17 protein-coding genes are annotated in these 22,010 nt (G+C 73.1%); 12 read left to right on the plus strand and 5 right to left on the minus strand.

Annotation, left to right across the window (positions count from 1 at the left end; translation table 11 throughout):
* Positions 1-467: 467 nt before the first annotated feature.
* Entirely contained in the window at positions 468-1,907 is a 1,440-nt protein-coding gene (gene gndA / locus ACFY3J_RS04585; RefSeq protein WP_384176646.1) for an NADP-dependent phosphogluconate dehydrogenase, read from the minus strand.
* 31 nt (positions 1,908-1,938) lie between these two features.
* The gene (locus ACFY3J_RS04590) at positions 1,939-2,073 is read right to left on the minus strand and encodes a hypothetical protein (RefSeq protein WP_384176648.1); all 135 of its coding nucleotides are present in this window, start codon (positions 2,071-2,073) and stop codon (positions 1,939-1,941) included.
* Between the two features lie 229 nt (positions 2,074-2,302).
* Between ACFY3J_RS04590 and ACFY3J_RS04595 the strand changes: the two genes are divergently transcribed.
* Positions 2,303-3,472 (plus strand): transglycosylase family protein, encoded by a 1,170-nt coding sequence (locus ACFY3J_RS04595; RefSeq protein WP_390840231.1) that lies wholly within the window; start codon positions 2,303-2,305, stop codon positions 3,470-3,472.
* A gap of 124 nt (positions 3,473-3,596) precedes the next feature.
* On the opposite strand, the gene ACFY3J_RS04600 is transcribed toward ACFY3J_RS04595, so the two are convergent.
* Positions 3,597-4,727, minus strand: a complete 1,131-nt coding sequence (locus ACFY3J_RS04600; RefSeq protein WP_384176652.1) for a DMT family transporter — start codon at positions 4,725-4,727, stop codon at positions 3,597-3,599.
* A gap of 242 nt (positions 4,728-4,969) precedes the next feature.
* Between ACFY3J_RS04600 and ACFY3J_RS04605 the strand changes: the two genes are divergently transcribed.
* The 6 genes from ACFY3J_RS04605 (at position 4,970) to ACFY3J_RS04630 (ending at position 13,873) form a co-directional block, all read left to right on the plus strand.
* Positions 4,970-5,815, plus strand: coding sequence for a (2Fe-2S)-binding protein (locus ACFY3J_RS04605; RefSeq protein ID WP_390840234.1), 846 nt, complete (start codon positions 4,970-4,972; stop codon positions 5,813-5,815).
* A gap of 40 nt (positions 5,816-5,855) precedes the next feature.
* Complete coding sequence (gene glgA, locus ACFY3J_RS04610) at positions 5,856-7,007, plus strand: glycogen synthase (RefSeq protein ID WP_390840235.1); 1,152 nt, start codon at positions 5,856-5,858, stop codon at positions 7,005-7,007.
* 57 nt (positions 7,008-7,064) lie between these two features.
* Positions 7,065-8,285, plus strand: a complete 1,221-nt coding sequence (gene glgC / locus ACFY3J_RS04615) for a glucose-1-phosphate adenylyltransferase (RefSeq protein WP_384176659.1) — start codon at positions 7,065-7,067, stop codon at positions 8,283-8,285.
* Positions 8,286-8,424: 139 nt separating this feature from the next.
* A complete protein-coding gene (locus tag ACFY3J_RS04620) occupies positions 8,425-10,764 on the plus strand; it encodes a GH92 family glycosyl hydrolase (RefSeq protein WP_384176661.1) in 2,340 nt (779 codons plus the stop codon).
* A 168-nt stretch (positions 10,765-10,932) separates the two neighbouring features.
* Complete coding sequence (locus tag ACFY3J_RS04625) at positions 10,933-12,294, plus strand: wax ester/triacylglycerol synthase family O-acyltransferase (RefSeq protein ID WP_384176901.1); 1,362 nt, start codon at positions 10,933-10,935, stop codon at positions 12,292-12,294.
* Positions 12,295-12,397: 103 nt separating this feature from the next.
* Positions 12,398-13,873: an SDR family NAD(P)-dependent oxidoreductase gene (locus ACFY3J_RS04630; protein WP_384176663.1), complete on the plus strand. Its 1,476-nt coding sequence runs from the start codon at positions 12,398-12,400 to the stop codon at positions 13,871-13,873.
* Between the two features lie 55 nt (positions 13,874-13,928).
* Here the strand turns inward: ACFY3J_RS04630 and ACFY3J_RS04635 are convergent, their stop codons facing one another.
* On the minus strand, positions 13,929-14,357 hold the full coding sequence (locus ACFY3J_RS04635; RefSeq protein ID WP_390840238.1) for a hypothetical protein: 429 nt from the start codon (positions 14,355-14,357) through the stop codon (positions 13,929-13,931).
* Between the two features lie 443 nt (positions 14,358-14,800).
* Here ACFY3J_RS04635 and ACFY3J_RS04640 point away from each other — a divergent pair, with 443 nt between their 5' ends.
* Together ACFY3J_RS04640 and ACFY3J_RS04645 are read left to right on the plus strand one after the other, a co-directional pair.
* Complete coding sequence (locus ACFY3J_RS04640; RefSeq protein WP_225076828.1) at positions 14,801-14,974, plus strand: hypothetical protein; 174 nt, start codon at positions 14,801-14,803, stop codon at positions 14,972-14,974.
* A 54-nt stretch (positions 14,975-15,028) separates the two neighbouring features.
* Positions 15,029-15,511 carry a GNAT family N-acetyltransferase gene (locus ACFY3J_RS04645; RefSeq protein WP_384176667.1) on the plus strand — a complete coding sequence of 161 codons (483 nt, stop codon included), beginning with the start codon at positions 15,029-15,031 and terminating at the stop codon, positions 15,509-15,511.
* On the opposite strand, the gene ACFY3J_RS04650 is transcribed toward ACFY3J_RS04645, so the two are convergent.
* A complete protein-coding gene (locus ACFY3J_RS04650; protein ID WP_384176669.1) occupies positions 15,508-16,872 on the minus strand; it encodes an amidase in 1,365 nt (454 codons plus the stop codon). The genes ACFY3J_RS04645 and ACFY3J_RS04650 overlap by 4 nt on opposite strands.
* A 187-nt stretch (positions 16,873-17,059) precedes the next feature.
* Here ACFY3J_RS04650 and ACFY3J_RS04655 point away from each other — a divergent pair, with 187 nt between their 5' ends.
* The 3 genes from ACFY3J_RS04655 to ACFY3J_RS04665 all read left to right on the plus strand — a co-directional run bounded on the left by ACFY3J_RS04655 (position 17,060) and on the right by ACFY3J_RS04665 (position 21,948).
* Positions 17,060-17,311 carry a hypothetical protein gene (locus ACFY3J_RS04655; RefSeq protein ID WP_384176671.1) on the plus strand — a complete coding sequence of 84 codons (252 nt, stop codon included), beginning with the start codon at positions 17,060-17,062 and terminating at the stop codon, positions 17,309-17,311.
* Between the two features lie 63 nt (positions 17,312-17,374).
* Entirely contained in the window at positions 17,375-18,604 is a 1,230-nt protein-coding gene (locus ACFY3J_RS04660; RefSeq protein WP_390840241.1) for an SPFH domain-containing protein, read from the plus strand.
* Between the two features lie 332 nt (positions 18,605-18,936).
* Positions 18,937-21,948, plus strand: a complete 3,012-nt coding sequence (locus tag ACFY3J_RS04665) for an alpha-mannosidase (protein WP_390840243.1) — start codon at positions 18,937-18,939, stop codon at positions 21,946-21,948.
* The last annotated feature ends 62 nt before the right edge of the window (positions 21,949-22,010 follow it).

Consider the following 22,010-nt stretch of genomic DNA (forward strand, 5'->3'; position numbering starts at 1 on the left):
TCTGGGCCTGATGTCCGGCCTGGTTCCGGGACCTGACCTGGTCTCTGGGCCTGATGTCCGGCCTGGTTCCGGGACCTGACCTGGTCTCTGGGCCTGATGTCCGGCCTGGTTCCGGGACCTGACCTGGTCTCTGGGCCTGATGTCCGGCCTGGTTCCGGGACCTGACCTGGTCTCTGGGCCTGACGTCCGGCCTGACCCCGGGACCTGACCCGACCCCGGGACCCGACCTGACCCCGGGACCCGACCTGACCCCGGGGCCTGACCTGCCCCGGGACCGACCCGACCCCGGTACCGCGCAGGCGTATGGCGGGCATCTCTCGGTCCCGGAGTCAGGTCGGGTTCCGGGGTCACGCCCCGCCCGCGAATGAAGGAAGACGGTGGGCGGCTCCCCAGCCGCCCACCGTCTTCTGCCTGCTACGCAGCTACTCCCGTACTCCCGGCCGAGGAGGCCGGCGAAGCCGGAACCCCTACGCCGTCACCTCCGACCGGTCCCCGCCCCACAGCGTGTGGAAGGAACCGTCGCGGTCCACCCGCCGGTAGGTGTGGGCGCCGAAGAAGTCCCGCTGCCCCTGGGTGAGCGCGGCGGGCAGCCGCTCGGCGCGCAGGGCGTCGTAGTACGCGAGGGCGGCGGAGAAGCCGGGGGTCGGCACGCCCTGCCGGGTCGCGGCGACCAGGACCTCGCGCCAGTCGTCCTGGGCCGCCGCGATCTCCTGGGCGAAGGTGTCGTCGGACAGCAGGCTCGGCAGGTCCGGGCGGGCGTCGTAAGCCGCGCGGATCCGGTCCAGGAAGGCCGCGCGGATGATGCAGCCGCCGCGCCAGATGGCGGAGACCGCGCCGAGGTCGATGTCCCAGCCGTACTCCGCGCTGCCGGCGGCGATCTCGTGGAAGCCCTGGGTGTAGGACACGATCTTCGAGGCGTACAGCGCCTGTTCCACCCGGTCGGCGAAGGCGGCCGCCTCCGACTCGCTCAGCGGGGACGCCTTCGGGCCCGCCAGTCCGCGCGAGGCCTCCCGCAGGTCCGCGTGGCCCGACAGGGAACGGGCGAAGACCGCCTCCGCGATGCCCGAGACCGGCACGCCCAGGTCGAGGGCGATCTGGACCGTCCAGCGGCCGGTGCCCTTCTGCTCGGCCTGGTCCACCACCACGTCCACGAACGGCTTGCCGGTCGCCGCGTCCACGTGGGACAGGACCTCCGCCGTGATCTCGATCAGGTACGAGTCGAGCCGGCCCGTGTTCCAGGTGCGGAAGATCTCCGCGATCTGCGCGGGGGAGTACCCGGCCACGTCCCGCAGCAGCTGGTACGCCTCGCCGATCAACTGCATGTCGGCGTACTCGATGCCGTTGTGCACCATCTTCACGAAGTGCCCGGCACCGTCGGGGCCGACGTGCGTGACGCACGGCGCGCCGTCCTTCGCCTTCGCGGAGATCTTCTCCAGCATCGGACCGAGCGACTGGTACGACTCCTTCGAGCCGCCCGGCATGATGCTCGGCCCGTGCAGCGCGCCCTCCTCGCCACCGGAGATCCCGGCGCCCACGAAGTGGATGCCCTGCTCGCGCAGCTGGCGTTCCCGGCGCCGGGTGTCCGCGAAGTGCGCGTTGCCGCCGTCGATGATCATGTCGCCGGGCTCCAGGAGCGGGGCGAACTCCTGGATCACCGCGTCGGTCGGTTCGCCGGCCTTCACCATGATGACCAGGCGGCGCGGCCGCTCCAGGGCCGCCACGAACTCCTTCGCGGTCTCGGCCGCGACGAAGTCCCCCTCGTGCCCGAACTCCTCGACCAGGGCGTGCGTCCGGGCCACCGTCCGGTTGTGCAGTGCGACCGCGTAGCCGTTGCGCGCGAAATTGCGGGCGAGGTTGCGGCCCATGACCGCGAGTCCCGTGACGCCGATCTGGGCTGTAGTGCTCATACCGCCTGCTCCTCGAAAATCCGGTGAATCATCAAGTGGAACGCTGGGGCCCGCCGCCGGTGCCGTCGGCCGGTCCGCCGCCGGTGCCGCTGACGGCCGGTCCGCCGCCGGTCTCGTCGTCGGCCTGCCGTCCGCCGCACCGCTGCCCGCCAGTATCGCCGTTCATACCCTTTCGACCATCCTGACGTGCCGGTACGGCGGGCGCACATCCGGACCCGGCACCCTTCCATACGCGCGGCGGGGGCCCAGTGGCTCAGCGTGCGGCCCGCGGATCCGGCCAATCAGGGTCCGTAACTGGCCGGTTGGGGTGACGAACCGGCCGATAGCCGTCTTGTCACGGCCTGTTCGCGGCGGTTACTTTCGCCCCTCCTGACGCATGTCGAGGGGGGCTTGAGATGGCCGTACGCGGCCGGCACCGCCGGTACCAGCCGAACAGGATCAACCGCGCCTCGCTCACCGTCACGGCGGGCGGCGCCGGTATGGCCATTCCGCTCATCGGCGCCGGAGCCGCGCACGCCGCCGACGCGTCCACCTGGAACAAGGTGGCCGCCTGCGAGTCGAGCGGCAACTGGCACATCAACACGGGCAACGGCTACTACGGCGGGCTCCAGTTCACCCGGTCCACCTGGGAGGCGTACGGCGGGACGCGGTACGCGCCCCGAGCGGACCTGGCCACCCGGGACCAGCAGATCGCCGTCGCGGAGAAGGTGCTCGACGGGCAGGGGCCCGGTGCCTGGCCGGTGTGCTCGACGCGGGCCGGTCTCGCCCGGGGCGGCGGCGCCCCCGACGTCCACCCGGACACGGCCGGACAGCGGACCGTGCGCGGTGCCAAGAGCACCGCCCGCGAGGTCGACGTACGGCCGCAGACCGCCCCGCAGGCGCGGGCCGGCAGCGCCGAGATGTACAAGGTGGTCCGCGGCGACACCCTCTCCGGCATCGCCGAGGAGCGTCATGTCTCGGGCGGCTGGCGGCAGTTGTACGCGGCCAACCGTACGACCGTGGGCACCGACCCGAACCTGATCCTGCCGGGCCAGCGGCTCGCCGTGCCCAAGTCGCGTACGACGACCGAGCCGCACCGCAAGCCGTCCACCGCCACGCGTCCCGCCAGAGAGGCCAAGCCCGCCGCCGGCACGCCCAAGTCCCGGCCCCATGCCACCACGCACACCCTCGTCGCCCCTGTCGGCGGCAGCGTCGGCACGCCCTACCACGCGACCGGCGCCCACTGGTCGAAGGGCTACCACACCGGCGTCGACTTCGAGGTGCCCACCGGCACCTCGGTGAAGGCGGCCGCGGCCGGCCGGGTGGTCAGCGCGGGCTGGGGCGGCGCCTACGGGTACCAGGTGGTCATCCGGCACGCCGACGGCCACTACACACAGTACGGCCACCTGTCGGCCATATCCGTGCGGGCCGGGCAGACGGTCGCCGCCGGGCGCGGCATCGGCCGCTCGGGGGCCACGGGCAACGTCACCGGACCGCATCTGCACTTCGAGGTACGGACGGGGCCCGGCTTCGGCACCGACGTCGACCCGCTCGCCTATCTGAGGGCCCGCGGCGTCAGGATCTGAGCCGCCGCAACAGGTCCGGAACCCGGGTCCAGAGCCGGACTCGGACCCGTACCCGGATCCGGACCTGTACCCGGACCTGGACCCGCACCCACCCAGACCCAGTCCCAGGTCCGGGCGCCGGAGGTCAGGATCCGACGCGGGACTCCTGTCGGTCGGGCGCGGGCACCGGTACGCAGGGGTTCGCGTAGAACTGCCCGCCGTAGCACGGGGCACCGTAGAACAGGCCGAGGATGAGCGGCGGTTCGCCCTGCGCGGGGTCCTCCTCCCGCGCCGCCGGTACGACCGGGACGACGACCGCGTCCACCCTCACGCCCCGCCCGGAGGCCCCGGACGCCTCGGCGGACAGCGCCGCCTCGGCGGGCGACGCCAACCCGGCGGGCGACGCCTCCCCGTCCGGGACCGGCCCGCTCACCACGACCGGAGCCGTACGCTCGATGCGCTCGGTCGTCAGCAGGATCAGCCCGCCCGCGGCCACCACACCGCAGCCGAGGGCGAGCACGGTGCCCGTCGTGCCGTAGCGGAAGGTCTCGCCGAACAGCGTGAGCCCGACCGCGGCCGCCATCACCGGGTTCACCACCGTCAGCGTGGCCAGCGGCGCCGCCAGGCCACCACCCCGGTACGACGCCTGCGACAGCAGGATCCCGGCCGTGGCCAGGACTCCTATCGCGGCCAGGGACGGCAGTTCCGACGCCGCGATCCCGCCGGTGAAGTCGACCGTGACGGTCTTGGTGAACACCGAGGACATGCCGAAGGCGATGCCGGAGCCGGTGGCGAGCAGCACGCTGCGCACCGCCGGATGCCGGTGCGCCGCCCGGCCCGCGACCGTGAGCGCCGTGACCACACCGGCGGTCACCACGGCCAGGCCCCCGCGCTGCGCGGTGCTCAGCGACTGGGCCTGGGAGGCGCCCACCAGGGACAGCAGACCCGCGAGCCCCACCGTCGCCATGATCGCGCCACGCCAGGCGGCCGCGCCGGCCCGCCGGCCGACGAACAGCGCCGCCATCGGCAGCGCGAACACGATGGTGAGGGCGCCCAGCGGCTGCACCAGGCTGAGCGGTCCGCAGGCCAGGGCCACCACGTGCAGCAGCCCGCCGAGACCGTTCAGCACCAGCGCCGCCCACCAGGCGGGCCGGCGCAGCGGCGCGTACCGCTCGCCGGGCGAGGACACCGCGACCCGCTCCTGGACGATCGCACCGCCGGCGTAGGCCACGGCGGACACGAAGGACAGCAGCACGGACAGCGCGAGGGCGCTCATGAGCTGCACCTCCGCGTGGGGCTGGGGCGGCGACCCCGGCGCGACGAACGGTCGGCTTCCATGGTTGACCACCCTGCCGTGCCGATCGCCTCCCGTCGTCGTCCCTGAGCAGTCATTAGGTCCTACTGCCGATGGAGTACGCCCCGCCCGCCGTCCTCCCCTGGGTGGGCGACACGGGGGCGCGCAGCGCCTGCCGGAACCCCTTGCGCACCGCTCGACGGGCCTTGGTACTACTGCTTCCCGTGAACCTCGCCCCCGACCTCGCCGCACTGAACGACCTCGGCGGCTTCTTCGTCCTGCGCACGGGCGCCCCGCCGCACCGGCCACTGCCCTCCCTCGCCCAGGCCTACGCCACCCCCGTCACCGATCCCACGACCGCCCCCGTCACCGATCCCACGACCGCCCCCGTCACCGATCCCACGACCGCCCCCGTCACCGATCCCACGACCGCCTCCACCACCGACCCGGCGACCGACCCCGACGGGCATCCCCTGGCCGTACGGGTCCGCCGGGTCGCCGACGGCATCGGCGCCCCCGAAGCCCGGGTCGCCGCCTCGGTCGCGCACCAGGCACTCGCCGCCCGGCTGTGGTCGGCCGCGCTCGGCTGCGCCGTGCTGTACGGGCGGCTCCCCGACCTGGACGCCCGCCTGATCCGCTGGGACCCCGCCGGCAGCGCCCCGGACGACCTGTGGCTCACCGAGGTGCGCGCCCGCCCGGCGGACCCGGACACGGTCGCGGACGCCGTCCTGCACGGGCACCTCGAACCCCTGGCGGCCGCCCTGCGCGCCCGCTACCGCCTCGCACCCGGGCTGCTGCGGGGCAACGCGGCCTCCGCGCTGGCGGCCGCGGCACGCCTGCTGGAGAGCCGGGCGCGCGACAGCGGCCGTACCGCGGCAGGCCACCACGCCCGGGAACTGGCCGCACGCCTCCTCGCCCACCCCCTCCTCCACGGGGCCGGCACGGGCACCGGCACCGGCTTCCGGCGGCGCAGTTGCTGCCTCTACTACCGCGTCCCCGGCGGCGGCCTCTGCGGGGATTGCTGCTTCACCCGGGTGCCGGGCTCTTCCCCACGGGCCGCATCTGAGTGACCATGAAGGCGACCGGCCGCTTCGGACCAGGGGGTTGCGGGTGCGCGTGGGACTGCTGACCCGGGAGTACCCGCCGGACGTCTACGGCGGTGCGGGCGTCCACGTCGAGTTCCTCGCGCGGGAGCTCGGGCCGCTGGTGGACCTGGAGGTGCACTGCTGGGGCGAGGGCCGCGCCGACGGCGTCGTACGCCACCGTCCCTGGACCGCGCTGGACGGCGCCAACGACGCGCTGCGCACCTTCTCCGTCGACCTCGCCATGGCCGCCGCGCTCCAGGGCCGCGAACTCGTCCACTCCCACACCTGGTACGCCAACCTCGCCGGTCACCTCGGCAAACTGCTGTACGGCGTGCCGCACGTGATGACCGCGCACTCCTTGGAGCCCCTGCGCCCCTGGAAGGCCGAACAGCTCGGCGGCGGCTACGCCCTGTCCGGCTGGGCCGAGCGCACCGCGATCGAGTCCGCCGACGCGGTCGTCGCCGTCTCCGGCGCCATGCGCGAGGACATCCTCGACTGCTATCCGGCGCTCGACCCGGCCCGGGTGCGCGTCATCCACAACGGCATCGACACCACCCTCTACCGGCCGGACCACGGCACGGACGCCCTCGAACGCGTCGGCCTCGACCCGGACCGCCCGTACGTGCTGTTCGTCGGCCGCATCACCCGGCAGAAGGGCGTGCCCCATCTCCTGCGGGCGGTACGGGACATCGACCCGGCCGCGCAGGTGGTGCTGTGCGCGGGTGCGCCGGACACACCGGAGATCGACCGGGAGTTCCGGGACCTGTACCAGGAGCTGAGCCGGACCCGCGACGGCGTGCACTGGATTCCGCGGATGCTGCCGCGCCCGGACGTGATCCAGCTCCTCACCCACGCCACCGTCTTCGTCTGCCCCTCCGTCTACGAGCCGCTGGGCATCGTCAACCTGGAGGCGATGGCGTGCGGCACCCCCGTCGTGGCCTCCCGGGTCGGCGGGATCCCCGAGGTGGTCGACGACGGACGGACCGGGGTACTCGTGCCGGTGGACGACGATTTCGAGACCGGGCTCGCCCGCGCCCTCGACACGGTGCTCGCGGACCGGGACGGCGCCGGCCGCATGGGTGAGGCCGGAAGGCGGCGCGCGGTGGAGGAGTTCGGCTGGGACGCGGTCGCCCGGCGCACCGTGCGGCTCTACGAGGAGATCCTCGGACAGGCTTAGGGCTCCATCCCTCCTGCTCAGGTGCAGGAGGGAGGCAACCGGGTGAGGGGAGCGACCATGCGTCGTGGTGGACCTTCGGTCCTCGGGATCGTCCTCGCGGGCGGAGAGGGCAAACGGCTGATGCCCCTGACCGCGGACCGCGCCAAACCCGCGGTCACGTTCGGCGGCACCTACCGGCTCGTCGACTTCGTCCTGTCCAACCTCGTGAACGGCGACATCCTGCGCATCTGCGTGCTGACCCAGTACAAGTCGCACTCGCTGGACCGGCACATCACCACCACCTGGCGGATGTCCAGCCTGCTCGGCAACTACATCACCCCGGTCCCGGCCCAACAGCGGCTCGGGCCCCGCTGGTACCTGGGCAGCGCCGACGCGATCCTTCAGTCGCTCAACCTGATCCACGACGAACAGCCCGACTACGTAGCGGTGTTCGGTGCTGACCACGTCTACCGCATGGACCCGCGGCAGATGCTCAAGGAGCACATCGAGGGCGGCGCGGGCGTGACGGTCGCGGGCATCCGGGTGCCGCGCGCCGAGTCGTCGTCGTTCGGGGTGATCACCCCCGGTTCGGACGGGCAGACCGTGCAGCGCTTCCTGGAGAAGCCTGCCGACCCGCCGGGGCTGCCCGACGACCCGCAGTGCGTCTTCGCCTCGATGGGCAACTACGTCTTCTCCACCAAGGTGCTGATCGAGGCACTTCAGCGGGACGCGGAGGACGAGCGGTCGGTGCACGACATGGGCGGCTCGATCCTGCCCCAGCTCACCGACCGCGGCGAGGCGCAGCTGTACGACTTCGGTTCCAACCACGTGCCCGGCGAGACCAGCCGCGACCAGGGCTACTGGCGGGACGTCGGCACGCTCGACGCGTACTACGAGGCGCACATGGACCTGATCGCCGAGCGCCCCGCGTTCAACCTCTACAACCGCGACTGGCCGATCTACACCCACTCGGGTCAGCTCTCACCGGCCCGGTTCAACGCGGGCGGGATCGCGGGCGAGTCGATCATCAGCGCCGGCTGCCTGATCCGGGGGCAGGTCACCCGCTCCGTGCTGTCGCCGGGTGTCCGGGTCGACCCGGGCGCGGTCGTCCAGGGCTCGGTGCTGCACGACAACGTCCGGGTGGGCCGGGGCGCCATCGTGCGCGGCGCGGTCCTGGACAAGAACGTCGAGGTGCCGCCCGGCGCGACGATCGGCGTCAACCCCGAGCGGGACGCCGAGCTGTACACCGTCTCCCGGGGCGGGGTGATCGCCCTCGGCAAGGGACAGCTGGTCCCGTAGCCCGACGCGGCGCGTCCGAGGGCCGCGCGGGGGGCGCCGATCCGCGACGCGTCGCGCGCGACACCCGCCGGTTGCCGGGCTGACCGGCCCTCAGACCTGATCATGCAGGCAGTGACGTCTCCTTCGGAGGTCTTCCTGCATGAGATGGACCCGGCACCTGCGCCTGTGCGCGACGGTGGCGGTGGCAGCGTCCGCGCTGACCGCCGCTCCCGTCGCCGCACCGGCCGCCGAAGCGCGCGACGACCGGCTCACCGATCTGGTCGACCCGTTCATCGGCACCGCGAACGAGGGCAACACCTTCCCCGGCGCTGCCGTGCCCTTCGGCATGGTGCAGCTCTCGCCGGACACCGGTCACAGCACCGGTTACGACCACGCCCAGGACCGTGTCCGCGGCTTCTCCCTGGTCCACCTCTCCGGCGTCGGCTGCCGCATCGGCGGCGACCTGCCGGTGCTGCCGACCACCGGTGACGTCACTCGGACGGACTACGCCAAGTACGCGGCCGTCTTCAGCCACGGCACCGAGCGGGCGAGCCCCGGCTACTACCGCGTCGGCCTGTCCTCCGGTACCGGCGGTGCCGGCGGTATCGGCGCCGAACTGACGGCGAGCGCGCGTACCGGGGTGCAGCGCTACACCTTTCCGGCCACCGGCAAGGCCAACATCCTGCTCAACGCGGCCCAGGCGCTGCACAAGCCGGTCGCCGCGAAGGTGGAGATCCTGGACGACCGCACCGTGCGGACCGCGATCACGGGCCGCGGCTTCTGCCGGGACACCCGGCCCTACACGGTCTACACCGTCACCCGCTTCGACCGGCCGTTCACGGCGTACGGCACCTGGGACGGCACCACGGTCACGGCGGGGTCCAGAACCGGACACGGCGGCGCCTATGTCCGCTTCGACACCACCGAGGACCGCACGGTGGAGGCGACGACCGCGCTGTCCTACGTCGACGCGGCCGGCGCGGCGGGCAACCTGGCCGCGGAGGGCGGGCGTTCCTTCGACGCGGTGCGCGACGCGGCCCGGCGGTCCTGGGAGAGGCGGCTGGGCGACGTGCGCGTCCGGGGCGGCGGGGCGGTCCTGCGCCGTACGTTCTACTCGGCGCTGTACCACTCGTTCCTGGCGCCGAACACCGGCAGCGACGCCGACGGCCGCTACACCGGCTGGGACGGGCGGATCCACCGCGCGCGGGGTTTCACCTACTACCAGAACTGGTCGCTTTGGGACACCTACCGCACCCAGGCCCCGTTGCTGGCCCTGCTCGCGCCGCGCGAGTCCCGGGACATGGCGATCTCGGTGATCAGGGTCGCAGAGGAGAGCGGCTGGCTGCCCAAGTGGGGCTACGGCACCGTCGAGACGAACGTCATGACCGGCGACCCGGTCACCCCGTTCCTGACCAACGCCTACCAGCAGGGTCTGCTGAAGGGGTACGAGGAGCGGGCCTACCGGGCGCTGAGGCGGAACGCCGACGGGGTGCCGCCCGCCGACTCCCCGGCCGTGGGCCGCGACGCCAACCGGGACTACCTCGGCCGCGGCTACGTCCCGTACCGCAAGGGCCACGAGCCCGCGAAGCCCGGTCACTCCGACTACGCGTTCGGCGCGTCGGCGACCCTGGAGTACGCCCTGTCGGACGCGATGCTCGCGCAGATGGCCCGCGCCCTCGGCCACCACGGGGACGCCGCGCGGTACGCCGCCCGCTCCCGCGCCTACCGCGAGCTGTTCGACCCCGCCACCGGCTTCTTCCGTGCCCGCGACGCCTCCGGCGCCTTCACCGGACCGGCGGACCCGGCCCGCGGCGTCGGCTTCCACGAGGGCACGTCCTGGCAGTACCAGTGGCTGGTGCCGCAGGACATGCCCGGCCTGGTGCGCCTGATCGGCGGCCGGCGCGCCGCCAACGAGCGGCTCGACGCGTTCTTCGCCTACGCCGACCTGCTGAGGGACCCGGAGCGCACCGTCCGCGAGACCTGGGTCAACGGGCCGTACGCCTACTACGGCGCGGACAAGTACAACCCGATGAACGAGCCGGACCTCGCCGCGCCGTACACCTACCTGTCGACGGGGCAGCCGTGGAAGACCACCGACGTCGTGCACGCCGCGCTGACCCTGTTCACCGACGAGCCGGCCGGGCTGAGCGGGAACGACGACCTGGGCACCATGTCCGCCTGGAACGTGCTGGCCTCCGTCGGCCTGTTCCCCGTCCAGCCCGGCTATCCCGCCTGGGGCCTGTCCACGCCCGTCTTCGAACGCGTCGACCTGCGACTGGACCGCCGCTACTACCCGCGCGGTGGCCTCACCATCACGGCACCGGGCACCTCGCGGGAGGACCGGTACATCCAGTCGGTCCGGGCCGGCGGGGTGCCGCACGAGCGGACGTATCTGACCACCCGCGCCCTGCGGTCGCTCGGCACCCTGAGCTACACCGTGGGACCGCGGCCCTCGGCGTGGGGCACGTCCGCGCAGGCCGCGCCACCCGCCCTGCGATGACACCCGCGGCAGGCCCGAAGTGACCTCAAAGGCCCCATGTGTCCCACCCCTTTCTCCGAGGGTCCGACTTAATCTGTTGTTAACTGAGAGTAGCTTGATCGTACTTGACTGTAATCAGTCGAGGGCGGTTGACTGCCTACACACCCACCGCCGATGCGAGGCAAGCCATTGACTCCCGACCTGCTCGCTCCCCTCGACCTGGCGTTCTGGAACATCGAGTCCGCCGACCACCCCATGCACCTCGGTGCCCTCGGGGTCTTCTCCGCCCACTCGCCGACCGCCGGCGCGCACGCGGCCGACCTGCTGGCCGCCCGCGCGGCCGCCGTGCCCGGCCTGCGCATGCGGATCCGGGACGTGTGGCGGCCGCTGGACCTGCGCCGGCCCCTCGCCCAGGCGCTGCGCCCGCCGCTCGGCTTCGGCGGCGCCGCCCGCGAGCCCGACCCCGGCTTCGACCCGCTCAACCACGTCCGGCTGCACGCCCCGGCCACGGACTTCCATGCCGAGGCGGGCCGGCTCATGCAGCGCCCGCTGGAGCGCAACCGCCCGCCCTGGGAGGCGCACGTGCTGCCGGGCGAGGACGGAGTCTCCTTCGCCGTGCTGTTCAAGTTCCACCACGCCCTCGCCGACGGCCTGCGCGCCCTGACCCTCGCCGCGGCTGTTCTGGACCCCATGGACATGCCCACCCCGCGGCCCCGTCCGGCCGCGCCCGCCCGCGGTCCGCTGCCCGACGTCCGCAAGCTGCCCGAGGCGCTGCGCGGTGCCCTGTCCGACGTGGGCCGCGCCCTGGACATCGGCGCCTCGGTCGCCCGCTCGTCCCTCGCCACACGGTCCACCCCGGCGCTCACCGCCGAGCCCACCGGAACCCGCCGCACCGCCGGCGCGGTCGTCGACATCGACGACGTGCACCTGGTCCGCAAGGCCGTCGGCGGCACCGTCAACGACGTGCTGATCGCGGTCGTCGCCGGCGCCCTGCGGCGCTGGCTCGACGAGCGGGGCGAGGGCACCGAGGGGATCGCGCCCCGCGCCCTGATCCCGGTCTCCAGGCGCCGCCCGCGCACCGCCCACCCGCAGGGCAACCGGCTCTCCGGCTACCTGATGGAGCTCCCCGTCGGCGACCCGGACCCGCTGCGCCGGCTCGGCGCCGTGCGCACCGCCATGGACCGCAACAAGGACGCCGGGCCCAACCGGGGCGCGGGCGCGGTCGCGCTGCTCGCCGACCACGTGCCCGCCCTCGGCCACCGGCTCGGCGGACCACTGGTCGCCCAGGCCGCCCGGCTGTGGTTCGACATCCTGGTCACCAGCGTGCCGCTGCCCGGCATCGGCCTGAAACTCGGCGGCCACCCGCTGACCGAGGTCTACCCCTTCGCGCCGCTGGCCCGCGGCCAGTCCCTGGCCGTCGCGATCTCCACCTACCGCGGCCAGGTCCACTACGGGCTCGTCGCCGACGCGCAGGCCGTGCCCGACCTCAACCGGCTCGCCCGCGCCGTGGCCGAGGAGGTGGAGACCCTGATCACGGTCTGCGGATCCTGATCACCGCGGTTTGGCCTACTGGCCCGGCGCTGCCGTAAAATCCCCGGTTCGAAAGCGGACGCGAGTCGGAGCGCCGCACGGGTGATCAGGGAACGGCAGCGCGATGACGGTGACAGACGAAGGCTCGACGGCCACGGACGAAGTGGTGTACGGGCCCGGGATCGACCCCGAACGCCTCGCCGTGTGCCTCGGCGTGCTCAAGGAGCTCGACGGGATCGACGTGGACCACCCGGACGCCGTCGCCGTGCGCCGGGCCACCTCGCACATCTACCGCACGGTCAAGCAGCGCCGCCGCCAGGAGCGCCGGGCCGCCAAGACCGCGAACGACAAGGCGGTCACGGAGGCCACGGCCACCGGCTCCGCGCAGCGCATCGACGACGAGACCGAGGGCATCCTGCCCTCGTCCGTGACGCGGGCGGGGCAGATCGCGGGCATTCTCCAGCGCCCGCGCTCCTGCTACGTCTGCAAGACCCGCTACGTCGAGGTCGACTACTTCTACCACCAGCTCTGCCCGCGGTGCGCCGCCGAGAACCGCGCCCGCAGGGACGCCCGCGCCGACCTCACGGGCAAGCGCGCCCTCCTCACCGGCGGCCGAGCCAAGATCGGCATGTACATCGCGCTGCGGCTGCTGCGCGACGGTGCGCACACCACGATCACGACCCGCTTCCCCAATGACGCCATCCGCCGCTTCAAGGCCCAGCCCGACAGCGACGAGTGGATCCACCGGCTGAAGATCGTCGGCATCGACCTGCGCGACCCGGCCCAGGTGGTGGCCCTGGCCGACTCGGTCGCCGCCGAGGGGCCCCTGGACATCCTGATCAACAACGCAGCCCAGACCGTACGGCGCTCCCCGCAGGCCTACAGCGAGCTGGTCGCCGCCGAGTCGGCCCCGATGCCGGCCGGTGAGCTGCCCGCGGCCGAGGTGATCGGCACGTTCGGCTCGGGGGCGGTCGCGGAGCTGCCGGTGGCGGGCGGCGGCGCGCTCACCGCCCAGGACGTCACCGACCTGGCACTGGTCTCCGGCTCGGCGTCCCTGGAGCGGATCGCGGCCGGCACGGCCATCGACGCCGGCGGGCTGGTGCCCGACCTGCACCACACCAACAGCTGGATCCAGGCGGTGGAGGACGTCACGCCGGTGGAGCTGCTGGAGGTCCAGCTGTGCAACTCGACGGCGCCCTTCATCCTGATCAGCCGGCTGCGTCCGGCGATGGCGGCCGCCGCGGCCCGCCGCACCTACATCGTGAACGTCTCCGCCATGGAGGGCGTGTTCAACCGCGGCTACAAGGGCGCCGGCCACCCGCACACCAACATGGCCAAGGCCGCCCTGAACATGCTCACGCGCACCAGCGCCGAGGAGATGTTCGAGAAGGACCGCATCCTGATGACGGCCGTCGACACCGGCTGGATCACCGACGAGCGCCCGCACCCCGACAAGGTGCGCCTCGCCGAGGCCGGCTTCCATGCCCCGCTCGACCTGGTGGACGGCGCCGCCCGCGTCTACGACCCGATCGTCCGCGGCGAGGCGGGCGAGGACCTGTACGGCGTCTTCCTCAAGGACTACGCGCCGGGCAAGTGGTGAACCGCCGGCCGGGACGGCCCTCCGGCCGCCCGGCCGGGCCCCTCCCGACGTCGTGTCAGTCCACGGTCCGCAGCCGGTAGTTGCCCGCCGCGAGCAGCTCCAGGACCGTGCGCCAGTCCTCCAGTACGCCGGCGTCGAAGCCGGTGCTGCGGGCCTCCTCGGCCGCCTGGCGCAACGACAGCGCGTCCTCGTCGGACTCGTCGGGCAGACGGCCGCCGGCGGGCGCCGCGTGCCGCCGTACGAGGCGGGAGACGCGCTCGCCGAGCAACGCGTGCACCGCGTCCGCCGCCGGGTCGGAGGCACCGGTTCGGCCACCTGGCCGCAACAGCCCGCCGATGCCGTGGACCAGGCCCGCCACCTGGAGCTCCTTGTCGGCCGGATGGTGCCGGCGCAGCAGGGCGGCGGTGCGCAGGGCGTGGGCGCGGGCGTCGGGCGGGCAGGCGTACAGCAGGTCCATGAGCTCCTCGGCGCTGCGCAGCTCCATGCGTCGGTCCTCCCGCGAGAAAGCCGTCGTGGTGGGTCAGCAGATCATGGCGAGCTTGCGGCGCGGCCAACGGAACCTGAACTGTCCCATGGATGTGCCGGGTAGCCCTCAGGGATGAATCCCGCCCCGCACATGATGCGACAAATCACCCTGTAAGTGGTCCAATCAACACGCGCGACGTCAGATAGTTACCTGCTCTTTGCAGCCCCATCGAGCAGGGGTCCGCTCATTTGGTTAATCTGGGGTGGACGGACAGCGACTAGGGGTTCCATCCACACCCATGGTCCGTCCCGGGGCAAGCCGGTGCACCACGGCCTGCTCGCACCTCAGTTGCCGACGCCACCGCGTCCGAGATGCCAAAGAACCAGACCCGAGCGGGCTTCGGGCGGCGCGGTGCGTACCGGCCGCTGCCCCGAGGGTGACCGACACATAAGGAGTGCGCGGTGACACCGGAGAAGACGAATCGCGAGCAGCGCCCCAACGAACGCACGGAGCGCGCGGGCCGACGGCCCGCAGAACTGGGCAGCCTCGACGTGTGGGCCCGCTCCGCCCCGATCCGCCTGGCGGGCTACGAGGACGACCTGGCCGAGCCGCACATCCTGCCCAGCGTGGACTGACCGGCCAGAACCCGTCGCGATCGCCGACCGCATGGGCGTGCCAGACTCACGCCCATGCTGATCAGAGAAGCCGCGGCCGAGGACTGGCCGCGGATCTGGCCCTTCTGGCACCGGATCGTCGCCGCCGCCGAGACCTACGCCTGGGACCCGGACACCTCCGAGGAGGATGCCCGGGTCCTGTGGATGAGCCCCGCCAAACGCGTGTACGTCGCCGAGGACGACACCGGGACGATCGTCGGCTCCGCCTACGTCACCCCCAACTACGGCGGTCCCGCGGCCCGCGTCGCCAACGCGGGCTTCATGGTCGACCCCGACCAGGCCGGACGCGGCATCGGCCGCGCCCTGGCCGAGCACGTCCTCGAAGCCGCGACGGCCGCCGGCTACCGCGCGATGGTCTTCAACGCCGTAGTGGAGACAAACCCCGCCGTCGGGCTGTGGACCTCGCTCGGCTTCCGGATCCTCGGCACGGTGCCGGAGGCGTTCGAGCACCCCCGGCACGGCCTGGTGGCCCTGCACATCATGTACCGGGCCCTCTAGAGCGGGTCCTGCGGGCCCGGCGGCAGGTCCGCCGTACGGGGCCACGGGCGCAGCCGCTCGACCTGTTCCGCCAGGTCCAGCAGGTCCGCCTCCGAGCCCGGCCGGCCCACCAGCTGAACGGCGCACGGGGCGCCCGAGGGCAGCGTGCCGAACGGCACCGTCATCGCGGGCCATCCGGTCAGGTTCCACGGCGGGGTCATCGGCGAGTAGGAGGTGTCGGCCAGCACGTTGCGCAGCCAGCCACGCTCGTGCCAGGGCCCGGCCTGCGGGGAGCGGCGGGCCAGCGCAGGGGTGAGCAGCACGTCGTACTCGGCGAAGAACGGCTCCATCCGCCGCCGCAGCGCCTCCCGCCGCGTGTCAGCGCGCACCCCGTTCAGGAACCGCCGCCCCACGGCCGCATGCACCCGGGTGCGCCGGGTCAGCCGCCGCGGGTCCAGGCCCGCGGCGTCGACGGCCGTGCCCGCCGTCCAGTGCCGCAGAGCCGTCACGCCCAGCGACATCGGGTACGGCGGCTCGGCCCGGCGCACCCGGTGACCGGCCCCGGCCAGCAACCGTGCCGCGTCCCGGGTGGCGGCGGCGTAGGGCCTGCTCACGCCCACCCCGGCGAGCGGGCTGCGCACGGACACGGCGATGGAGCGCGGGGCCGCCTCCCGACCGCGTACGGCCTCGGTGCCGGTCAGTACGGAGAGCATCAGCCGCGCGTCCTCGACGGTCGTGGCGAGCGGCCCGTTCTCGGCCATGCCGAACCAGTCGCCTTCGCCGATACCGGCGGGCACCACCCCGTGACCCGGCTTGATGGTGACCAGGCCGCAGTTGGCGGCCGGGATGCGCAGCGAGCCCATGCCGTCGTTGCCGAGGGCGATCGGGACCATGCCGGCGGCGACCGCCGCCGCGCTGCCGCCCGAGGAGCCGCCCGCGTTCCGGGAGGTGTCCCACGGGTTGCGGGTGGTGCCGTGGACGCCCTCCGTGGTGCCGAAGACGCACAGCTCGGGCACGTTCGTCACCCCGACGACCACCGCGCCCGCCGCCCGCAGCCGGGCCACCGTGACATGGTCGTCGACGGCCGGCGTGTCCGAGGTCGCGGCCGAACCCACGCGGCTGGACTCGCCCCGCACCGCCAGGTTGTCCTTGACGGCCACCGGCACACCCGCGAGCGGCAGCCCGGCCAGATCGCCGCGGGCCGCCACCTCGTCGGCCTCCTCGAGCGCGGCCTCGGCACGGACGGCGCGGAAGGCACCGACGCGGCTGTCGAGCCGCTCGATACGGGCGAGGTGCTCGGCCACCACCTCGCGGGGCGTGGCCCGCCTCTCGCGTACGGCGGCGGCGATCTCGGCGGCACTGCGGCCGGCCCAGCTGGTCACGGGCGCTCCTCGGATGGGGGACGGGCGGTTTCGTACTCGTGAGTACGCAGGGAGAACTGTGCCCGGCGGCGGGTGCCGCGGTCGAGAGGTGCCCGTCGCGGAAAGGCCGGTGCAGCGGCGTATGCGGCCCGTCCGAGTGGGTCTAAGGTCGAAGGCAGAGGACGCGTACGAGGGGAACCGGTCGGCGATGGCACAGGACGAGGCCGTGATCGGCTGCACGGGGGAGCTTCTCATCGGAACGCGCGGATCCGCCGGTCCGGGCGAGATCCTGGTACGGGTCAGAGGCGGTTCCGAGACCTTCCTCGCCTGGTCGCAGGAACCGCTGCCGATCGGTGCGACGGTGCTCGTGGTCGAATCACGCGGATGTCGCGAGGTCGACGTCATCGCGTGGGGCGACCCCTTGGAGAGATTGCGGGACGATCTTGTGGATCGGGGCTGATCCGGCCTGATCCGGCCTGATCCGGCCTGATCCGGACTGATCCGGACTAAGGAGAACAAGACCATGTTCGGTTACCGCGTTCCCGCCCCCGACGAGGCGATGCTGATCTCCGGAGGCAGGCGGGGACTGGGTGGCGCGCCGTTCCGGGTGGTGACGGGCCACGGCAAGTTCGTGCTCCCCGTCTTCCGCAAGGTCCGCTTCCTCACCCTGTCCATGTGCGAGTCCGAGGTCGTCGAGACCTGCGTCACCAGGCAGGGCATCGCGCTGCACGTGCGCGCCGTCATCGCCTTCAAGGTCGGCAACGACACCGAGAGCATCATCAACGCGGGCCAGCGGTTCCTCTCCGACCAGGACCAGATGTCGGTCCTGACCGGCCGGATCTTCGCCGGCCACCTGCGGGCCATCATCGGCTCGATGACGGTCGAGGAGATCGTCACGGAACGGCAGAAGCTCGCCGCCGAGGTGCTGGACACCTCGAAGACCGAGATGGCGAAGATCGGCCTGATCGTGGACTTGCTGCAGATCCAGTCGATCGACGACGGGGACACCGGCTACATCGACGCGATGTCCGCGCCGCACAAGGCGGCCATCCGGCGGCAGGCCCAGATCGCCCAGGCCCAGGCCAACCAGGCCGCAGCCCAGGCGGAGCAGGAGGCGGCGCGCAAGCAGGCCGAGTACGCCCGGCAGACCGCGGTGGTGAAGGCGGAGTACTCGGCCGAGGTGGACCGTGCCCAGGCGCAGGCGGCCCAGGCCGGCCCGCTGGCGCAGGCACACGCCCGGCAGGAGGTGCTCGACGCCCAGACCGAACTCGCTCAGCGGCAGGCCAGGCTGCGCCAGCAGGAGCTGGTGGCCGAGATCGTGAAGCCCGCCGAGGCCGAGGCCGAACGCGTCAGGGTCCTCGCCGCCGCGGAGGCGCAGCGGATGAAGGTCCAGGCCGAGGCCGCGGCGTCGTACGACCGTGTCGCCCTGGACCGGATGCTCATCGACCAGCTGCCGCTGATCGTGAAGGAGGCGGCGGGAGGCCTCTCCGGGGCCAACGTCAACGTCCTGAACGGTGCCGACGGGCTCGGCGAGATCGCCGCCGGTCTGGTCGCCCAGGGCCTGACGATCCTGGACTCGGTCCGGCAGAACCTGAACGGCCACGGCGACCGGAACTCCGGCGGCGCCCGGCCCGAGGAGGGCGACGGCCGGCTCGCACTGCGGGGCCCGAGCGCACCGCGGCCGGACACCGGGGAAACCGAGCCGCGCGAGGGCAGGGCCGACGGGGAACGGCCGGACCCCCGGACCCGCTGATGCCCGCGCCGGGCCTGGACTCTCGGACTCGCTGATGTCCGCGCCGGGCCTGGACTCTCGGACTTGCTGATGCCCGCGCCGGGCCTGGACTCTCGGACTTGCTGATGTCCGCGCCGGGCCTGGACCCCCGAACTCGCTGATGTCCGCGCCGGGCCTGGACTCTCGGACCCGCTGATGCCCGCGCCGGGCCTGGACTCTCGGACTCGCTGATGTCCGCGCCGGGCCTGGACTCTCGGACTCGCTGGTGTCCGCGCCGGGCCTGGACCCCCGAACTCGCTGATGCCCGCGCCGGGCCCGGACCGCCGCCCGCCCACCCCCACGGAGCGTCCCGTATGCATGATGACCGCGGCCTCGTCGAGGCCCGCCTCCGGCGGGTGCTCGACGAGCGCATCCGTCCCGCCGTGTATCCCGAGTCCGTCCCGCTGGAGGTGGCGGTGTGGCACGCGCCCGGCGAGCCCGTACCCGTCGCCGAGGGCCTAACCGCCGAGCCCGAGCCGATCGAGGTGGGCAGCCGGTGGGGTGCGCCGTGGGGCACCAGCTGGTTCCGGGTGACCGGCACCGTGCCCGAGGCATGGGCCGGGAGAACCGTCGAAGCCCTGCTCGACCTCGGCTTCGACGAGAACATGCCCGGCTTCCAGTGCGAGGGCCTGGTCTACCGGCCGGACGGCACCCCGGTGAAAGGGCTCAACCCGCGCAACCAGTGGGTCCGCGTCGGTGCCCCCGCCCTGGGCGGCGAGGAGGTGCGTCTGCACATCGAGGCCGCCTCCAACCCCGTCATCCCCGGTTTCCTGCCCACCCCGCTCGGGGACCGGGAGACGGCGGGCGACGAGCCGCAGTACACGCTCACACGCATGGACCTCGCCGTGTTCGACGAGAACGTGTGGCAGCTCGTCATCGACCTGGAGGTGCTGGGCGAGCTGATGGCCGAGCTGCCGGCGGACGCGCAGCGCCGCTGGGAGATCCTGCGCGCCGTGGACAGGGCGCTCGACGCGGTCGACCTCCAGGACGTGAACGGCACGGCGGAGCGCGCCCGCGCCCGGCTCACCGAGGTGCTGGCCGCGCCCGCCGCCGCCTCCGCGCACCGGATCAGCGCGGTCGGGCACGCCCACATCGACTCGGCGTGGCTGTGGCCCCTGCGCGAGACCGTGCGCAAGGTGGCCCGCACCGCGTCCAACATGACCGCGCTGCTGGAGGACGAGCCGGAGTTCGTCTTCGCCATGTCCCAGGCCCAGCAGTGGGCGTGGCTCAAGGAACGGCGGCCCGAGGTGTGGGCGCGGGTGAAGAAGGCCGTGGCCGACGGGCGGTTCGTGCCGGCCGGGGGCATGTGGGTGGAGTCCGACACCAACATGCCCGGCTCGGAGGCGATGGCCCGGCAGTTCGTGCACGGCAAGCGGTTCTTCCTCGACGAGTTCGGCATCGAGAACGACGAGGCCTGGCTGCCCGACACGTTCGGCTTCGCCGCCGGACTGCCGCAGATCATCAGGGCGGCGGGCTCCACCCGGCTGCTCACGCAGAAGATCTCCTGGTCACGCACGAACGCGTTCCCGCACCACACCTTCTGGTGGGAGGGTGTCGACGGCACGCGGATCTTCACCCACTTCCCGCCCGTCGACACCTACAACTGCTCCATGACGGGCGGCGAGATCGCCCACGCGGCACGTACCTTCAAGGACAAGGGCGCCGCCCGGCACTCCCTCGCCCCCACCGGCTGGGGCGACGGAGGCGGCGGCACCACCCGGGAGATGGTCGCCAAGGCGGCCCGGCTGCGCGACCTGGAGGGCTCCGCGCGGGTGGTGTGGGAGACACCGCGGGCCTTCTTCGACCGGGCCGAGGCCGAGTACCCGCAAGCCCCCGTCTGGGTCGGTGAGTTGTACCTGGAGCTGCACCGCGCCACCCTCACCAGCCAGGCCGGGACCAAGCGGGGCAACCGGCGCAGCGAACACCTGCTGCGGGAGGCCGAGCTGTGGGCGGCGACGGCGGCCGTACGCACCGGATTCGCCTACCCCTACGAGGAGTTGGACCGGATCTGGAAAACCGTGCTGCTGCACCAGTTCCACGACATCCTGCCCGGCTCCTCCATCGCCTGGGTGCACCGCGAGGCGCGGGCCACGTACGAGCGGATCGCCGGGGAGCTGAACCGGATCGTCGAGTCCGCGCAGCGCGCCCTGGCGGGTGAGGGCGCCACACCGCTGGTCTTCAACGCGGCCCCGCACGCGCGGGCGGGCGTCCCGGCCGGCGGCGCCGCCACCCCGGCCACCGGGGGAAGCACGGAGCTGAGGCCCCGCGCGGGCGGCGGACACGTGCTGGACAACGGTCTGCTGCGGATCGGGATCGACGACCGGGGCCTGGTCGTCTCGGCGTACGCCCTCGAGGCCGGCCGGGAGACGATCGCTCCGGGCCGGGCCGCGAACCTCCTCCAACTGCACCCGGACCTCCCGAACATGTGGGACGCCTGGGACGTGGACGAGTTCTACCGCAACACGGTCGCCGACCTCACCGACGCCGAGTCCGTCACGGCCGGCGAGGACGGTGCCTCGGTACGGGTCGTACGGTCCTTCGGGGACTCCCGGGTCACCCAGGTGCTGTCGCTTCCGGCGGGGGAGCGGCGGCTGGTGCTGGACACCGAGGTGGACTGGTACGAGACGGAGAAGTTCCTCAAGCTGGCCTTCCCGTTCGACGTGCACGCCGAACGGTACGCGTCGGAGACGCAGTTCGGGCACTTCTACCGGCCCACCCACACCAACACCTCCTGGGACGCGGCCAGGTTCGAGGCCTGCAACCACCGTTTCGTGCATGTGGCCGAGCCCGGCTGGGGCGTCGCCGTCGTCAACGACTCGACGTACGGCCACGATGTGACCCGCACGGTCCGCACCGACGGCGACCGGGGCACCACCACCACGGTCCGGATGTCCCTGCTGCGCGCCCCGCGCTTCCCCGACCCCGAGACCGACCAGGGCACGCACCGCTTCCGGCACGCCTTGGTGCCCGGCGCGGACATCGGGGACGCGGTCCGCGAGGGCTGGCGGATCAACATGCCCGAGCGGCGGCTGACCGGCGGCGGGGAGGTGGCTCCGCTGGTGACGGTGGACGAGGACGCGGTGGTCGTGACGGCGGTGAAACTGGCCGACGACGGCAGCGGTGACGTGGTGGTCCGTTTCCACGAGGCCCACGGCGGCCGGGCGAGGGCGACCTTGACGGCCGGGTTCGGGGTCGCGGACGTGACGGTGACGGACCTGCTGGAGCGTCCCCTGCCCGAGACGGCCGAACCGGAGCGGGACGGCGGCCGGATCGTCGTGCGGCTGCGCCCGTTCGAGCTGGTGACGCTGCGGCTGCGGCGCGTGTGAGGTCCTGAACCGGGGGCGGCGCGGCGGGATCGCGCGCCGTGCCGCTCTTTCCCGGTGAGGTG

Source organism: Streptomyces sp. NPDC001231, from assembly GCF_042896885.1.
Classification (GTDB): domain Bacteria; phylum Actinomycetota; class Actinomycetes; order Streptomycetales; family Streptomycetaceae; genus Streptomyces.

Bases quoted from the DNA above. Each gene is read 5' to 3' on its own strand.
- ACFY3J_RS04645 (WP_384176667.1), top strand. From the start codon at position 15,029: ATGCTGATCAGAGAAGCCGCGGCCGAGGACTGGCCGCGGATCTGGCCC.
- ACFY3J_RS04595 (WP_390840231.1), top strand. From the start codon at position 2,303: ATGGCCGTACGCGGCCGGCACCGCCGGTACCAGCCGAACAGGATCAAC.
- gndA (WP_384176646.1), bottom strand. From the start codon at position 1,907: ATGAGCACTACAGCCCAGATCGGCGTCACGGGACTCGCGGTCATGGGC.
- ACFY3J_RS04630 (WP_384176663.1), top strand. From the start codon at position 12,398: ATGACGGTGACAGACGAAGGCTCGACGGCCACGGACGAAGTGGTGTAC.
- ACFY3J_RS04620 (WP_384176661.1), top strand. From the start codon at position 8,425: ATGAGATGGACCCGGCACCTGCGCCTGTGCGCGACGGTGGCGGTGGCA.
- ACFY3J_RS04665 (WP_390840243.1), top strand. From the start codon at position 18,937: ATGCATGATGACCGCGGCCTCGTCGAGGCCCGCCTCCGGCGGGTGCTC.
- ACFY3J_RS04635 (WP_390840238.1), bottom strand. From the start codon at position 14,357: ATGGAGCTGCGCAGCGCCGAGGAGCTCATGGACCTGCTGTACGCCTGC.
- glgC (WP_384176659.1), top strand. From the start codon at position 7,065: ATGCGTCGTGGTGGACCTTCGGTCCTCGGGATCGTCCTCGCGGGCGGA.
- ACFY3J_RS04590 (WP_384176648.1), bottom strand. From the start codon at position 2,073: ATGAACGGCGATACTGGCGGGCAGCGGTGCGGCGGACGGCAGGCCGAC.
- ACFY3J_RS04600 (WP_384176652.1), bottom strand. From the start codon at position 4,727: ATGAGCGCCCTCGCGCTGTCCGTGCTGCTGTCCTTCGTGTCCGCCGTG.
- ACFY3J_RS04655 (WP_384176671.1), top strand. From the start codon at position 17,060: ATGGCACAGGACGAGGCCGTGATCGGCTGCACGGGGGAGCTTCTCATC.
- ACFY3J_RS04660 (WP_390840241.1), top strand. From the start codon at position 17,375: ATGTTCGGTTACCGCGTTCCCGCCCCCGACGAGGCGATGCTGATCTCC.